A 15,383-nucleotide genomic window follows, 5' to 3' on the forward strand; every position below is an offset into this window, starting at 1 on the left:
GGTGCTGCGCCCTGGGATGCAGCACCGGAACCGGAGTGTGCTACTTGCCGAGGACTTCGCTGTTGACGCGCTTGCCCATCTCGGCGATGCCGTCGGAGACAGAGCGCTCGCCGACCATGATCAGGTCATGTTCCTGGTTGAGGACCTTGTCCGTGGCTGCCGACTTGTCGCTGACCGGCATTTCGAGGGCGGTTTCGTCCGGGGTGAAGGCCTTCTTGGACAGTTCGTCGGCGGGCAGGCCATCCAGCTTGAAGTATTCAGCAGTGACGGACTCGTTCTGCAGGGCAGGGACAACACCGATCTTGGAAATGGCCTTTGCGCCTTCCTCGCCGGCGGCCCATTCGATGAACTTTTTGGCCTCGTCGGAGTGGGATGCGTTCTTGTTCACGGCGAAGGCTGTGGGGGAGCCGAACGTGGTCACCTTGCCGTTCGAATCCTTCTGCGGCAGCGGTGCCAGGCCCCAGTTGACGTTGGTCTTGCCGTCCTTCTTGGCCTGCAGGACGCCGGCGATGTACCAGGTGCCCATGGGCATCATGGCGGCCTGGCCGGATTCAAACATGGTGCGGTAGCTGGTCTTCTGGCTCTTGGCCGTGCCGAAGTCCAGGGTTGCGCCGCTCTTCTGCAGGTCCAGGGTGGTGTTGTACTGGTCCTCCATGAAGCTGTAGTCGCCGCTGTTCTGGTCGGCATCATTCTGCGCGGCGGCGATGGCCTGGACCGTGGAGCGCCAGATGTGGTGGTAGGTGCCGTAGACCTTCTTGCCGCCGGCCTCGGAGCTGAGCTTCTTGGCGATCTCGGTGTACTTCTCCCAGGTCAGGTCCTTGGGGTCGTCGATTCCGGCGGCCTTGAACAGGTCCTTGTTGTAGTACAGCAGCCAGAAGTCCTGCCGGTAGGGGGCGGCGAAGTACTTGCCGTCGATGTCAAAGGCATCGATGCCGGCGAGGTTGTCCTTGCCCACCTTGTCCACCACGCTGTTGATTTCCTGCAGCTGGCCGTTGTTGGCGTACCGGGCGTAGTCGATGACGTTCTTCATGGTGAGGACGTCTGTAGTGTCGCCGCCGGCCAGCATGGTGGTGACTTTCTGCGGGTAGTCATCGGCGAGGATGTCCACCGGCTCGATGTCCACCTTCGGATTGGCGGCCTCATACGCATCAAAGAGTGCCTTGAACTCGGGAGTGCCTTCATAATTCCAGACGGACACCGTCAGGCGGGTCTTACCGTCCTGGCTTTGGGGTTCGGCGGGGCCTGCGGCACCTGCGCAACCGGTCAGGCCAAGCCCGGCGGTCACGGCCAGGGCGATGGCGGCGAGGGTTGTGCGCTTCATTGCGATCTCCTTTGTAGGGTTTCAATTTTGCCGTAGCGGCGGCGGTGTTCTTTGGTCAGGCGCTGAGCGAGAGGTCCTCGTGGAGCACTTGGGCCTGGAGGTCCCGGCCTGAGAGGTACCGTTCGAGGTCGTCCAGCGCGGCATCGGACATCCTGCGGGTTTCGGTGCCCAGTGAGCCGGCGATGTGCGGGGTGATGATGACGTTGGGAAGGTCGTAGAGCTTTGAATCCGCGGGTAACGGCTCCGGTTCGGTGACGTCCAGCAGTGCCACGATGCGGCCGGTGGCGCATTCTGCTTCCAACGCCGTGGTGTCCACGAGTGAACCGCGGGCGGTGTTGATCAGGGTGGCGTGGTCCTTCATGGCCTGCAGTTCCCGTGCCCCGATCAGGTGCCGGGTTTCGGGCAGGGCGGGCGCGTGGACCGTGACGATGTCCGAGGCCGGCAGCAGCTCCGCCAGCGGAACAAGGCGTCCGCCGGCCGCTGCCACTGCCCTGGGATCGGCGTGCGGATCGCTGACCAGGCACGTCACGTCCTGCAGCTGTTGCACCAGCTGGACCACCCGGCGTCCGATGCGGGAGAACCCGATGACGCCCACCACCCGGCCGATGTTTCCCAGTTCGCCACGCTGGGTGGTGTAGCTCCAGTCCTCGCGGAAGTTGCGCGCATCGTTGGACAGTACGTGCGCCTTCTTGCCAGCCAGGACGATGGAGGCGAAAGTGAACTCGGCCACCGGGATGGCGTTGGCGTCCGCACCGTTGGTGACCAGGATGCCGCGTTCCCACAGCTCCTCGCTGACGAAGCTGCGGACCGTGCCCGCGCAATGGAACACTGCCCGGAGCTTGGGCATCCGCTCCAGGCGGGCGGCGTCAAGGCGGGGTACCCCCCAGCTGGTGAGGAGGATTTCGACGTCGGAGAGCCGGTCCGCGAGCTCCGGGCCATCCAGTGACGCGGTCCAGGGGTTCGCACCGAGATCAACAACTTTTCCCAGGCGTTCCAGCCGGGTGGAATCAAATTGATCGGCAAAGGTTCCACTGTTCATGACCAGCAGCGCCTTGGGCTTTCGTGACATCAGGGATCCTCCTTTCGCATTCTGTGGTCTAACCCGTCGGGGCTGAATCATGTCTTGCATCACATTGAACATTCAGTAGATACTCATAAACAAGAAGGTTCATTCAAGCTGTTCCTACTCGTTCTAAAACGTTCACACTCGAACAAATGGAAGAAGTCGATGACCTCCAACATCCCGACCACGGCCACCCGGGAAACGCCCCTGGCCGCTGCCTGGAGCAGCAAGGCCGCGCCGCCTGAACTGGCCGGATTGCTTCGTGGTGCCGGCGAGCGCATCCGCGTGCGGCCGGCAGGGGAGGGGGCATGGGAAAAAGTTCCCGCTGATACACTTTCGGCACTGCACCGGCAGGCATGCGAAGAGCGGGGCACTCCCTGGCCGCAGCCCCTTGTCTCGCACTACGCCCGCTACTTCCGGGACGGGAACCGCGCCGCTTACGAAGGACTGGTCGCGGCACGCCAGCAGCGGCTCACCCGGGCGGCAGTGATGTGTTTGCTCCCGGACACACACAGGCTGGCGGACGCGGACCCCACCCCGGCTGCGGATGCGGACAGGGAAGCGTCCGACTGGCTCGACGAAGTGATCGACGGGGCGTACCTCCTGTGCGAGCAAAGCTCCTGGAGCTGGGCCGCGCACGATGACGTTTTTTCCCGCTCCGGGGAGGTGGTGCCGCGCAAATCCCGGCCGTACCTGGACCTGGGAGCAGGGGAGGTTGCAGCCCAGCTTGCCTGGCTGGACCACCTCCTGGGCGACCGCCTGGACATCAGGGCTCCCGGCCTGCGGCGCCGCATCCGGGAGGAGACCGCGGAACGTGTGATCCACCCCTTCCTGGAGCGCCTTGACTGGCATTGGCTGGGGCTGGACGGCAACGTCCACAACTGGAACCCCTGGATCCACTCCAACCTGCTCGCGGCCGCGATTTTCCTTCTCGACGATCCAAACGAACAGGCTCGAACAGTGACCCGCTGCATCGAGGGGCTGGACCGCTTCCTGAGCTCCCTGCCGGCGGACGGTGCGATCGATGAGGGCTTCGCCTACTGGTGGAACGGGGCCGGGAGGATGCTCGAAGGGCTTGCCCTGCTGGAGGATGCCACCGGCGGTGCGCTCGACGCGGACCTTCCGGTGATCCGCGAACTGGTGGCCTTCCCGCACCGGATGCACATCGGCGGGGACTGGTTCCTGAACGTCGCCGACGGTCCTGCCCGCGCAGCCAAGGCGCTGCCGTGGGACATGCTGCACCGCTGGGCAGTGCGCCTGGGTGACCGGGACGCCGCACGGCATGCCGCGGCTTGTGTGCAGGCCGGGCCGGAGGCGGCGGCAGGCCTGGGCCGGGTCCTCCACTCACTCCTGAACGCCGCCGATGCTCCCACGCCTACACACCCGCCGCTGGTTCCCTTCACCTACCTGCCGTCCGTGCAGATCATGGCGGCGCGCGAGCAGGGTGGCACCGAAAAGGGCCTGTTCCTGGCGGCCAAGGGCGGACACAACGGCGAACACCACAACCACCGCGATGTGGGTTCGGTGGTGGTTGCGGTTGACGGAGTTCCGCTGCTGGTTGACGCCGGCCAGCCCACCTACACGGCAAAAACCTTCGGCCCGGACCGCTACGACATCCGGGCCATGCAGAGTGCCTGGCACAGCGTTCCGGCACCTTTTGGCCTGGAGCAGGGCACCGGCGCAGAGTTTGCGGCCGAGGTGTTGAACGCTCCCGATCCCACGGACCCCACGCTGCAGCTGGCGCTCGGCGCCGCCTACGGTTTCCGTCCGGACCAGTGGGTCCGCACCGCATCGCTGGACAGGAAAACCCGAAAGGCGATTGTTGAGGACTGCTGGGATCTTGGCCGTCCGCCGGAAAGCGGAACGTCCGACGTCGACATCACCTACCTTGCCGCCGGCACCGTCACCGTGGGGCATGGCACGGCCACGGTCCGGCCCGCGGGCATCCCCGCCGCCGAGACCAGTCGCGGAGCCGTCCTGCGCTGGGAGCCGGCCGCCGCCGTCGTCCTCGTTGACGAGTGGCTGCTGGACGATCCCCTTCTCGCGGACATCTGGGGCGCCAAGCTCACCCGCCTGCGCTTCCGTCTGCCCGCCGCGGACCTGCCCCCGCACTCAACAAACGCTGACCATCCCAGCGCCGCCGGCGCATTCACCCTCACCGTGGAGGCCACGCCATGAGCCCTGAACAACCGCACGAAACAGCCGGCAAGGCCCTCTTTTCGCTCCAGCGGAGGGAACGGCTGATGGAGGAACTGCGGGCCCACGGCGCCATCACGGTCCGGGACATTGCCGCCAAACTGGGAGTCAGCGAGCTGACCATCCGGCGCGACGTCAACCTCCTGGCGGATGAAGGTCTGGTGTCCCGCGTCCATGGCGGAGCGACGCTGCCCAGCAGGCTGGACCGCTCAGCGGCGGCGGGCCGGCCCCAGCCGCACAGCTATGCCATCGGCATGGTGGTGCCGTCGCTGGACTACTACTGGCCGCAGGTCATCAGCGGGGCGCGCGCTGAGGCGGAGGAACAGAACCTGCGGATCATGGTGCGCGGTTCCGCCTATGACGCCGCGGACAACCGCCGGCAGGTGCAGGCGCTGCTGGACAACCAGAACGTGGACGGGCTGATCGTGGCGCCGGACATGACCGGGGACCAGGGCCAGGAGCTGTTGCGCTGGCTCAACGCACTGCCCATTCCGGTGGTGCTGGCAGAACGCCGGTCGCCGATCGAAATCCCCGCCCACCGGCTGGAGTGGGTGGCCACAGACCATGCGTTCGGCGCCGGCATGGCCGTCCGGCACCTGTGGCAGGAGGGGCACCGGCGGATCGGCTGCCTCACCGACTCCTCCAGTCCCACCAGCCCGCATGTGGTGCGCGGGTGGCGGCAGGCCCTCGCTGCCCTGAAGATCCCGCTGGAGGGATCCGTCCACGAGGACTCGGCCAAACAGGAGAACGGGGAACGCGCCAAGCACTTCGACCACGTCCTGGAACTGTGCGAAAAAACCGGGACCACCGCCATGCTGGTCCATTCCGACACCCAGGCGGTGGCTTTTGTGCAGCACTGCGTGGACCGGGGACGCTCGGTGCCCGGGGACATGGCCATTGTGGGGTACGACGACGAGGTGGCCTACCTCGCCGAGCCCGCCATCTCCGCCGTGCGGCCGCCCAAACAGTACGTGGGGAAGGTGGCAGTGCAGCTGATGGCGGCCCGCCTGGCCGAGGGCAGGATGCGGCCGGTGCACCGGATCGAGCTGAACCCGGAGTTGATCCTGCGCGAATCCTCCATTGGTGCGCCGCGCGTGCCCAACGCCGACGTGCTGCAGGAATCCCTGTGACGGCGGGACAGGTGCCGGAATCCGCCTCACCCGGTGCGGCCCCGCAGCCGACAGCGCTGCTGCTCAGCGGCGTCGGCCGCTACGGCGACCCCTGGCATCCGTTCGGTGAGACTTCCGCGGCTTTGGCAGGCCTGCTGCGGGAGGCGGGTTACGACGTCGACATTCCCGCTGACGTGGACGCCGCCCTGGCGGGTCTTGAGGCCGCCGATGAATCCGCCTTGCCGGACCTCCTGGTGGTTAACGTTGGCCTGCCCCGTGATGGGCAGCCGTCCCCCGGTACCCCTGGCGCCGGAGCCGGGCTGACCCGCTGGCTCAATTCAACCCGTCCTTTGCTGGCCAGCCACGTCAGCTCCACCAGCTTTGTTGACCTGCCAGCGTGGGAAGCCGGGTTGGGCGGCCGGTGGGTGCGGGGCCAGTCCATGCATCCCGAGTATGGGCCGGCCGCCATTCACATCCTCCCCGGCTCCGGACCGCTCGTTGCCGGGATTGGCGACTTCAAGCTCCCGGATGAGCGGTACAGCTGGCTGCGGACCGCTCCGGGCATTACGGTCCATGCCACCCACACCCATGACGGCGTGGAGCACCCCGTGATGTGGTCCTTTGAGCGCTCTGCATCAGGCCTTGAGACGGCCGGCCGGACCTTCTACGACGCCCTGGGCCACGACGCTGCGTCCTACGGAGCGGCCGAACACCTCGAATTGCTCCGCCGCGCCCTGGCCTGGCTCACAGCCTGAATCCCCAAGCCCCACTGCCCCTGATACCTGAGGAATCCATGCCAACCACAGCTCCTCCCGTTTCCCTGGCCTTGCCGCCGCTGGACCGCCGGCTCTCGCCCTACACCGGCCTGACCCGGGACCACTGGTGCGCCTACGCCGACTACCTGCTGCGCTCGGCCCACCGCCACGCCACCGATGACCACGCCAATCTCCACCTGCCCGGAGCCAACAGTTCTTACGGTCCCCGGAGCGACTCGCTTGAAGCCTTCGCCCGGACCTTCCTGCTGGCCTCCTTCCGCATCAAAGGGGATCCGGAAGGCACCGGCTGGATTGCGGAGTGGTATGCCCGGGGCCTGGACGCCGGAACCAACCCGGCAAACCAGGACCGCTGGCCCACGCCCGGCGAGCTCGGCCAGGCGAAGGTGGAGGCGGCGTCCCTGGCCGCTGGCCTGGCATTGACCCGGGAGGTCCTGTGGGACAAGCTCCCGCAACGGGTGCAGGAGCAGCTGATTGCCTGGTTCGAGACCGTGATCGGGGAAGAATATCCGCCCATCAACTGGGTCTGGTTCCAGATTGTGGTGGAAACCTTCCTGGCCTCCGTCGGCGGTAAGTATTCCGACGAGGACATCGACGCGGGCCTGGCCATCCATGACTCCCTTTACCGGCGTCACGGCTGGTTTGCGGACGGGCCCGAACGCGCCTACGACCACTACGTGGGCTGGGCCTTCCAGGTCTACCCGCAGCTGTGGGAGCTGATGGCGCCGGAGGATCCGCGGGTCAAGGCCAGGGCAAAGCTCGACGGCGACCGGCTGGCGGATTTCCTCGATGACGCCGTGCACCTGGTGGGAGCGAACGGCGCCCCGCTGATCCAGGGCCGGAGCCTCATCTACCGCTTCGCCGCCGCGGCCCCGTTCTGGGTGGGCGAACTCTCCGGCCACAGCCGCCTCAGCCCGGGCCTCAGCAGGCGGGCCGCCTCCGGAATCCTGGACTATTTCGTCAAGCGGGGCTCCATCACGGATGACGGGCTGCTCTCCATCGGCTTCCATGGTGAGTTTCCGGGGATGAAGCAGTCCTATTCGGGCGCCGGCTCACCCTACTGGGCGGCCAAGGGCATGCTGGGCCTTGCCCTGCCCGCCGACCATCCCGCCTGGACCGCCGTGGAGGAGCCGCTTCCGGTAGAAGTCAGTGACACCCACCGATTGCTGGCGGCACCTGGTTGGCAGGTGGACGGCACTGTTGCCGACGGCGTGGTCCGGATCCGCAACCACGGCACGGACCACGCCAACGCTGGAGTGGCGGTGGCCGATTCACCCCTCTACGCCCGGCTCGGCTACTCCACCTCCACCTTCCCGGACCTTGAGCCGGAGTCCCTGGACAACGCCGTCGTCCTGGTGGACGGCGACGGCAAGCCCACGCACCGGACGGGCTTTGAGTACCTCGGGCAGCAGGACCTGGACGGCGTGCTGGTGGGTGTTTCCCGCGGAACCGTGAACTGGATTGCCGTTGACCCCAACGCCGGGCCGGACCACGGCAGCGGCGCCAAGGGAACCGCGACGCCGGGACCGGAGGTGACAGTGGTATCGGCGACCCGCGGGGCGGCGGAGCTGCGGCTGGTCCGGGTGCGCGGCGCCGCGTCGGCACCGGCAGCCACACTCCGCATGGGCGGTTGGCCCGTGGACGCGGAATCTGGGATGGTCAGCGAGATACGTCCCGTGGCTGGCTTCAGCTCGCCCTTGGACGACGCCGGCACCTGGCGCCGGGACGAACCGCACCCCATGGGGGAGCAGCTGACCATTCCCTGGATTGGCACCTCAGGCGCGGCGCACGACGGCGACTATGCCGCCGTCGTGATCCTCGCCGGCGAGGGGAGCGCGGACACCCACGTTCGTTTTGTCCCGGCTGGGCAGGACTGCGGCGCGGCCCGGTTCGAATTCCCTGACGGCACCGCGCTCACCCTCGCCGCAGCGCTGGAGTTTTTGTCCAGCTAAGCCGACTTAAAGGCCTCGGAAGTCTGCATAGGGGGGACAAAAACTCCTAGGCTCCCGCGAACCACTCCCTCGTCGGGTTGGTGACTTCCGGGGCCGCGCGGTGCAGTCCGGGCTGGGCGGCCCACTTCACACCGTTGGCCAGGACCTGCTGGATCTGCGGGTGGTGGTACACCGGGTACTCCTGGTCGCCGGGGCTGAAGTAGAAGATGCGGCCCTTGCCCCGGGTGAAGGTGACGCCGGAGCGGAACACCTCGCCGCCGGCGAAGGAGCTGATGAAGATCAGGTCGTCCGGGTCCGGGATGTCGAACAGCTCCCCGTACATCTCCTGCTCGGGGATCACGATGGGGCTGTCCACGCCTTCGGCGATGGGGTGCGAGGGCTTGACGGTCCACACCAGCTCACGCTCGCCGTCGTTCCGCCACGCCAGCGAGCAGCTGGTGCCCAGCAGCCTGGTGAAGACCTTGGCGAAGTGCCCCGAGTGGAGCACGATCAGCCCCATGCCGCCCAGGACATGCCGGTGGACGCGTTCGACGACGGCGTCGCTTACCTCGTGGTGGGCCATGTGTCCCCACCAGAGCAGGACGTCCGTCTCGGCGAGCACCTCCTCGTCCAGGCCGTGCTCATCGTCCGTGGCGAGGACCGCCGTCGTAATGTCCGCCTCGGGGTAGTAGGAGCGAAGGCCCGCGGCGATGGCGCCGTGGATGCCGTCAGGGTAGATCTCGCCGATGTGGGACGGCTCGTTGATGGCCTCGTGGACGCCCTCGTTCCACACCCGGATCCGCAGTTTTTCGTTCATTAGAGTCGAACCTCCTTCTGCTCCAGCGCTGACTGGTAGCACGCGTCGATGATCTGTGCCCGGTAAAGAGCCAGGGAGCCGTCATGTTCGCCCCAGACCGCCTCGCCGCCGCGCACCGCCGTGACGAAGTCTTCCACCACTGCATCATGGGCGCGGCCCGGCAGAACCGGCGGGACGTAATCGGCGCTTTCGCCGTCCTTGTCCGTGAACACCCGTAGCTGGCCGACGGGCGGGAAGGGCGCGCCCTGCACCTTCAGCTCGGCGCCGCCGTCGGTTCCGTAAATCGTGAAGTCCAGGAGGTCGTCCGTTTCCCGGTAGGTGGCCCAGCTTGCCTCGATCAGCAGGGTTCCGCCGCCCTCAAGCCGGAGGAACGCCGTGGCGAAGTCTTCGACGTCGAAGGCGTGGCTGGAGGCGAGGGCCGAGTACTCTTTTCCACCCCCGCGCCCCTGCGGGCCCAGCTCGGAGTGGGTGGCTGCCGAGACCGCCACCACCTTCGGTTCGCCGAGCAGGTGCAGCGCGTAGTCCAGCGCGTGGACGCCGATGTCCGCCAGCGGTCCGCCGCCGGCGAGTTCCGGGTTGGTGAACCAGCTGCCCAGGGTGGGGATGCCGGAGCGGCGCAGCCAGGAGGCCTTGGCGTAGTAAGGGCGGCCCAGGCCGCCGTCGTCGATAACACCCTTGAGGGCCTGGATATCGCCACGGCGGCGGTGGTTGAAGGCCACGTCCAAAACGCGCCCGGCCTTGCGTGCCGCATCCACCATTGCCTCGCCTTCGGCGGCGTTGCGCGCGATGGGCTTCTCGCTCAGCACGTGGATGCCGCGTTCCAAAGCGGCGACGGCGATGGGGGCGTGCAGGAAGGTAGGTACAGCCACGCTGATGGCGTCCAGGCCGCCGTGCTCGAGCATGTCTTTCCAGTCCGCGAAGGCGTGGGGAATGGAGTATTCGGCCTGCAATGAGCCGCGGAGTTCCTGCTCCATTCCGGCCAGCGAAACGATGCTCACGCCGTCCAGGGCTTTATAGGCCTTCAGGTGCTGCTGGCCGGCCCAGCCGATGCCGACCACGCCCACCCGCAGCTCCTGCGCCGGAGGTGCCTCCGGGAGAGCGGCGGGCTGCGCTGAGGACTGCTGCTCGATGTTCAAAAGAGGGTCCTTAAATAGTTGCCGGCGGGCCCGGTCCATGGTTTTCCAGGCTTGACCAGCAGTCGTGGAATCGATTCCAAAAAGTCTGTCAGCCGCCCTCGCACACTGTCAACCCCTGCGCTAGCCGTTCGTCGAGTCGCGGACCACGAGCTGGTGCGGCAGGAAGGTGCGGCCGCGCCGGTGTCCGCCCGGTTCCGTCATCCGCGTGTAGAGCGCCTCAAACGCCACCTTGCCCATCTCATAGGCTGGCTGCCGGATGGTGGTCAGTTCCGGGACGCACATTTCCGCCTGGATGGAGTCGTCAAAACCGGCCACCGCGACGTCTTCGGGGACCCGGAATCCGGCGTCGACAATCTCCCGGACGCAGCCGGCGGCCACCGTGTCGCTGCCGCAGAACACGGCATCGGGCAGCGGGTCCAGCTGCAGGAGCTCCTTGGCGAGGCGGCGCCCGGCGTGGAAGTCGAATTCGCCTTCAGCAAACAGCAGATGCCCTGGTGACGCGCCTGCCTGGGCGGCCGCGGCACGGAAACCTTCCTCCCGCAGCCGGCCGGAACGGGCCAGCCTGTTGCCGATCATCGCCAGGCGGCGGCCGCCGGTTTCGATGAGGTGCCGCGTGATGTCGAAGGCTGCCTGTCGGTCGTCGATGGAAACACCAAAGGCCGCCTCGGAATCAACGATTTCGCAGACCTGCACCACGCTCAGCTGCTGCGCCAAGGCCTCAACCTCGGCATCCGGCATGGCTGGCGAAAACAGGATGGCGCCATCTACAGAGCCGTTGCGGAGCATATCCACCAACTGCTGTTCCCGTTCAAGGTCCCCGGATGTCGGGGCAATGAGGCTGACATAACCGGCTTGGGCCGCGGCGTCACCGAAGCCCCGGAAAGCCTCGCTGATCACGGGGGAGTTGAGGTTCCTGGCGAGGGCCAGAATGCGCATGGTCCGGTCGCGGCGCAGGTCGCGGGCGGAGGCGAGGGGGCGGTAGTTGAGCTCCCGGATGGCGCCGGTGACCTTTTCCTTGCTCGCTGCGCTGACGGCCGGGCTGCCGTTCAGGACGCGGGAAACCGTGCCGACAGACACGCCTGCCGTTCTGGCGACGTCCTGGACTGTCGCTCGCGCCATTCCCTCATCCTTCCGCGGCCAGTGACGTAGGTCCCCGCTGCCATTGCCCGTGCCGTCCGGTGCTGCGGCAGGTTTTCCCCAGCATAGTCCGGCGAAACAACGAAAAACGGCCGTTGCAGCGCCAGTTGCCTGGCGGCTCCAACGGCCGTTCCCGTGGTTCGGGGGAAGGATGCGGTCCGGGCTACTTCGAGGCGAAGTAGCTCACGCACTCCCCTTCATTGGCGAAGCCCGGCTCCACGTTGGTGGCCCAGCCTCCGCCGGCACACGCTGCCTTGCCCCTGACAAAAGCCACTGTGTAGTCGCGGGTGGTGCCGTTCGGGGCAGTCACGGTGACCGTCGCCGTCGGCTGCTCAGCCGTGGCCTGGGAAACCGCTACTTTCGCGTTGGTGTCCAGAGGGTAGCCAGCCACGGTCGGTACCGCGGCCGACGTCGTGAGAACTGTGTAGCTGCCCGTTCCGGACGCGAAGCCCACCACGGACTTCTGGTCCACCAGCAACCGGCCGAGGTCAGCAAGGCCTGCTTCGCCCAGCCGTGTGCCGGCAATGGCCACCTCAGCCACCTTGGTATATGAACCAGGGGTGGCCAGCACTACCCTGATGCCGCGGGTGGTGACAGCATTGAACGCCACCTTGGTCGGAACGGTGGTGCTCAGCCCCGTGAGGGTTCCGGCCGAGGTGTCCTGCCAGGCCCCTGCAGCATCCTGGTACTGGACTTTCAGGCTCTGGGCTGCCTTCTCGGCGGAGGTCACCGTCACTGAGTCCACCGTGTAGTCGCGGCTGAAGGCGTAGCTCAGGCTGTCGCCGGTGCGGCCGCCGCTCACCCAGTTGGACCACCGGGTGGACGCGTTGCCGTCGCAAGTGTTCCGGGCGGTATACGAGCCCTCGGTGTAGCTGGCGGTGACCGTGGTGGCGGGATCGTCCTTGCAGATGTTGCCGCTCGGGACGCGGTCCACCACCAGTACCGTCAGCAGGGCATCGAGCGGCTTGTCGCCGTCCGCGCCGGTGCCGGCCTTGCCGTGGACGGTGGCGGTCCCCGGCGTTTGCAGCGACGCCGGGTCCAGGGTGCTCCAGTCCCAGGTGACAGCGAGATCGTTCCGGGCTGTTCCCGCTCCCACCTGGCCGGGAACAGTCGCGGGCGCGGCTGCCTTTACACCGTCCAGCGTTGCACCCGCTCCGACCGTTACCGAGACGGGGTCCGTGGCCGTGTACTTGCCCACTGTTACGGTTGCCTTGGCGTCGGTAAAGGCCTGGCCGTAGACATCTGCGCCTGACCCGGTGATGGTCACCGTGCCGCGTTTCTTCCAGACGGCAGGATCCACGGCCTCCCACTGCACCGCTACCGGACGCCCTTCACCTTTGGCGTACAGCGGGGTGACGGTGGCTGGCAAGGATGGTGCTGTGCCAACGGGAGTGCTTAGTTCCACGGGCTTGGTGCCGAGCAGCTTGAGGTCTGCGAGGTCCGTGAAACCCCAGGCCTGGTGTGCGTTGCCGGTTGCTGTTGCCGTGGTTCCGGTGGAGGATCCGAGGGATACTCCCGTTCCCGCCGCAGCCTGGTTTCCGGAGACCTGCAGGGCAATGGCGGCTCCGGCGTTGACCAGCGACCACTGCCTGCCGTTCTCCGTGGTGACGATCCACTGCGCCGCCGGATCAGCTTTGGCCTGTTCCAGGGACATGGTGGCCAGGGACGCGCTGCCCGTTTGGCTGGCATTGAGCACGCCACCGTTGCCGGTCAGCACGCGGCCGTCCTTGTTGGTGACCACCCAGCGGCGGTCGTTCGCGAACTCCTTGCCGCCCGCAGCGGTGAACGTCCACAGCTGCGGGGTGACCGCCGCCGTCGTGCTGCCCTGATCCTGGATGGCAGCGGACCCGTCGGCTTTGCCGGTCAGGTACTTTCCGCTGGCTTCGCCGGTCAGATGGTAGGTGTGGCCGTCCTGCACCGGGGCGGCGTCGCCCGCCACTCCACCAACGCCGTCGACGACGAACGTCACCACGGACGCGGCAGGAACCTCCAGCGTCGCTGACTTTGCCGCGCTATCGACGGCGACCGGCGCACCTTTGACGAGGGCGTTCCGCTCGATGTCGTCCAGCGGGGACTTGGTGGTGACCACCGGTGTGATGGTGGCGCCGGGAGCGATGCTGCCGAACCGGCTGAGGTCGATGGTGACCTTTTCCGCCGTCGGGGTGTCATTGAAGTGCACAAGGGTGGCACCGTTGCCGTCCGCGTCCAGTGCGCTGGCGGTCTTGGCGTTGTCATTCTGGATGAGGAAGTCGCCGGGCCGGATGTAGTGCGTGAAGTTCCGGGTGGTGTTGTATTTCTGGTTGGTCAGGACCTTGCACTTGGCGTCCTCGGCGCTGGCGCCGTCGTTGAGCCGGCGGTTGGAGAAGCCTTCGCGGCCCTCGTAGTTGCAGTCGAAATCAACGTAGATGGAGCCCCAGCCTTTGTCGGCCTTTTCCTGCTTGTAGGTGTCCTCCACCGGCTGCCAGAACACCCAGGCGTCCGGTTCGAGTTCGCGCAGGTCGTTGACCATGCGGCCGGCGATGCCCAGGCCGTTGGTGATGTTGGAGCGGTCCCAGCCGCTGGTGGAGTCGCCGAGCGCCGGATTGCCGGTCCAGAAGCCGCCAACTTCGCTCATCCAGAGGGGCTTGTCCGTGGAGTTGGCCAAGTCGCGGACGCGGCGGCGGTCGTTGGTGCCGTAGGTGTGGACGTTGAGTTGGGAGACGGCGTCCTTGGCCTGCTGGCTGTAGCCGTTCCAGTTGGTCATGAACTTGCTGGGGTCGGTCTCGTCCATGGCCGAAATGACGGCGTCCGTGCTGGTGCCGTCCTTGGCCAGTTCGGCAGCGAGCAGTTTGGTGACGCGGTCCTGCGCCGCCGGGTAGATCAGCGCGCCTTCCTGCTTTTGTGTGTAGGTGGTGGGCGGCTTGCCGGTGGCGGCGTTGATGTCCGTGCCCCAGTAGCCGGAGTTGGGCTCGTTGAACGGATCGATGGTGTCCACTGTGATGCCGCTTCCCTTTTCGAGAAGTTCGACGGCGTGCTTCATGTAGGCGGCGAACTTGGCTTCCGCCTGGGGCAGCAGATTCTCGCCCTTGTTGGTGTTGACCTGGCCGGATACGTAACCGCTCTTGGTCATGAACCACGGCGGGGAGTTGCTGAAGGCTTCCCAGTGCGTGATCTGCTGGTCGGCGGCCAATCGTTCCACCCACCAGCGTTGGTTCCGGTCCGCGTCCGGGTTGTAGGACGCCGGGTCATCCGGGTTCCACTGGTTGAGGAACGCGAGCTTGTTGGCCTGCGTTGGGTCTACCGAGCCGTCCGGGTTGTACAGGTTGGATGGGACTTCGCCGGCGCCGGGTTCAGTGACCGGATTCCACCAGCCCTCCACGGCACTGCCGTCGTTCAGGTAGTTGGCGACGTCGGAGGCGTTGCCGCCGCCCACGTTGTAGCGGGCGATGTTGAGGTTAAGCCCGTCCTCGCCGAACACCTTCTGGTAGAGCTCCTCCCGCAGTTCCGGCGAGTAGCCCGCCGTCGCGTTCGCAAACCAGACCAGGCTGGTGCCCCAGCCTTCGAAGGCCTCGCCGCGGCTCGCCGGGTTGGGGGTGATGGTCACCGGGGTGGAGTCGGCCGCTGTTACCGGGCCGGCCGGTAACAGCACCAAACCTGCTGCAGCCGTGACCGCGGCTGCCACGGCGGCCACTGGCCTTCGCAGCCTTCGTGGTGGTCGGACGGAGAACGTCATTGTTGTACCTCACTGTCTCAGGAAGCGTTGCTGGTGCCCGCGCCCGCTACGGAGATCCAGGGGAGCGGGAAAGATGCGGCACAGCGAGACTATGGGCGGGAGGCGGCCACAACAAGGCACTCGAACAGGCTCGGTCGCGTTCGAACAAAGCTGCTCGTGGATGATGCAGTTTGGAACCTGTCCCGGCG

General features: G+C 66.7%; 10 protein-coding genes. 4 read left to right on the forward strand and 6 right to left on the reverse strand.

Annotated elements, in window-relative coordinates; all coding sequences use genetic code 11:
* Positions 1-40 precede the first annotated feature (40 nt).
* Together QF038_RS00815 and QF038_RS00820 are read right to left on the reverse strand one after the other, a co-directional pair.
* A complete protein-coding gene (locus QF038_RS00815) occupies positions 41-1,321 on the reverse strand; it encodes an ABC transporter substrate-binding protein (protein WP_307607805.1) in 1,281 nt (426 codons plus the stop codon).
* Positions 1,322-1,376: 55 nt separating this feature from the next.
* Positions 1,377-2,390 (reverse strand): hydroxyacid dehydrogenase, encoded by a 1,014-nt coding sequence (locus tag QF038_RS00820; protein ID WP_307607807.1) that lies wholly within the window; start codon positions 2,388-2,390, stop codon positions 1,377-1,379.
* 159 nt (positions 2,391-2,549) lie between these two features.
* Here QF038_RS00820 and QF038_RS00825 point away from each other — a divergent pair, with 159 nt between their 5' ends.
* The 4 genes from QF038_RS00825 to QF038_RS00840 are packed head-to-tail and all read left to right on the forward strand — an operon-like array spanning position 2,550 to position 8,414.
* Positions 2,550-4,562: a heparinase II/III family protein gene (locus QF038_RS00825; RefSeq protein ID WP_307607809.1), complete on the forward strand. Its 2,013-nt coding sequence runs from the start codon at positions 2,550-2,552 to the stop codon at positions 4,560-4,562.
* Complete coding sequence (locus QF038_RS00830) at positions 4,559-5,710, forward strand: LacI family DNA-binding transcriptional regulator (RefSeq protein WP_307607811.1); 1,152 nt, start codon at positions 4,559-4,561, stop codon at positions 5,708-5,710. Before QF038_RS00825 ends, QF038_RS00830 begins: the two co-directional genes overlap by 4 nt.
* Positions 5,707-6,444, forward strand: coding sequence for a ThuA domain-containing protein (locus QF038_RS00835; RefSeq protein WP_307607813.1), 738 nt, complete (start codon positions 5,707-5,709; stop codon positions 6,442-6,444). The genes QF038_RS00830 and QF038_RS00835 overlap by 4 nt, the downstream gene beginning before the upstream one ends.
* A gap of 38 nt (positions 6,445-6,482) precedes the next feature.
* Entirely contained in the window at positions 6,483-8,414 is a 1,932-nt protein-coding gene (locus tag QF038_RS00840) for a DUF2264 domain-containing protein (protein WP_307607815.1), read from the forward strand.
* Between the two features lie 46 nt (positions 8,415-8,460).
* On the opposite strand, the gene QF038_RS00845 is transcribed toward QF038_RS00840, so the two are convergent.
* The 4 genes from QF038_RS00845 to QF038_RS00860 form a co-directional block, all read right to left on the reverse strand.
* Positions 8,461-9,210, reverse strand: coding sequence for a ThuA domain-containing protein (locus QF038_RS00845; RefSeq protein ID WP_307607817.1), 750 nt, complete (start codon positions 9,208-9,210; stop codon positions 8,461-8,463).
* Positions 9,210-10,340, reverse strand: coding sequence for a Gfo/Idh/MocA family protein (locus QF038_RS00850; protein ID WP_307613368.1), 1,131 nt, complete (start codon positions 10,338-10,340; stop codon positions 9,210-9,212). The genes QF038_RS00845 and QF038_RS00850 overlap by 1 nt, the downstream gene beginning before the upstream one ends.
* 126 nt (positions 10,341-10,466) lie before the next feature.
* Positions 10,467-11,465, reverse strand: coding sequence for a LacI family DNA-binding transcriptional regulator (locus tag QF038_RS00855; RefSeq protein ID WP_307607819.1), 999 nt, complete (start codon positions 11,463-11,465; stop codon positions 10,467-10,469).
* Between the two features lie 181 nt (positions 11,466-11,646).
* Positions 11,647-15,195, reverse strand: a complete 3,549-nt coding sequence (locus tag QF038_RS00860) for a discoidin domain-containing protein (protein ID WP_307607821.1) — start codon at positions 15,193-15,195, stop codon at positions 11,647-11,649.
* Positions 15,196-15,383: the final 188 nt, after the last annotated feature.

The organism is Pseudarthrobacter sp. W1I19, assembly GCF_030817835.1.
In the GTDB taxonomy this organism is placed as follows: domain Bacteria; phylum Actinomycetota; class Actinomycetes; order Actinomycetales; family Micrococcaceae; genus Arthrobacter.

Excerpts from the sequence above, each read along its gene's own strand:
- QF038_RS00860 (WP_307607821.1), bottom strand. The coding sequence starts at position 15,195 with ATGACGTTCTCCGTCCGACCACCACGAAGGCTGCGAAGGCCAGTGGCC.
- QF038_RS00825 (WP_307607809.1), top strand. The coding sequence starts at position 2,550 with ATGACCTCCAACATCCCGACCACGGCCACCCGGGAAACGCCCCTGGCC.
- QF038_RS00845 (WP_307607817.1), bottom strand. The coding sequence starts at position 9,210 with ATGAACGAAAAACTGCGGATCCGGGTGTGGAACGAGGGCGTCCACGAG.
- QF038_RS00830 (WP_307607811.1), top strand. The coding sequence starts at position 4,559 with ATGAGCCCTGAACAACCGCACGAAACAGCCGGCAAGGCCCTCTTTTCG.
- QF038_RS00820 (WP_307607807.1), bottom strand. The coding sequence starts at position 2,390 with ATGTCACGAAAGCCCAAGGCGCTGCTGGTCATGAACAGTGGAACCTTT.
- QF038_RS00840 (WP_307607815.1), top strand. The coding sequence starts at position 6,483 with ATGCCAACCACAGCTCCTCCCGTTTCCCTGGCCTTGCCGCCGCTGGAC.
- QF038_RS00855 (WP_307607819.1), bottom strand. The coding sequence starts at position 11,465 with ATGGCGCGAGCGACAGTCCAGGACGTCGCCAGAACGGCAGGCGTGTCT.
- QF038_RS00815 (WP_307607805.1), bottom strand. The coding sequence starts at position 1,321 with ATGAAGCGCACAACCCTCGCCGCCATCGCCCTGGCCGTGACCGCCGGG.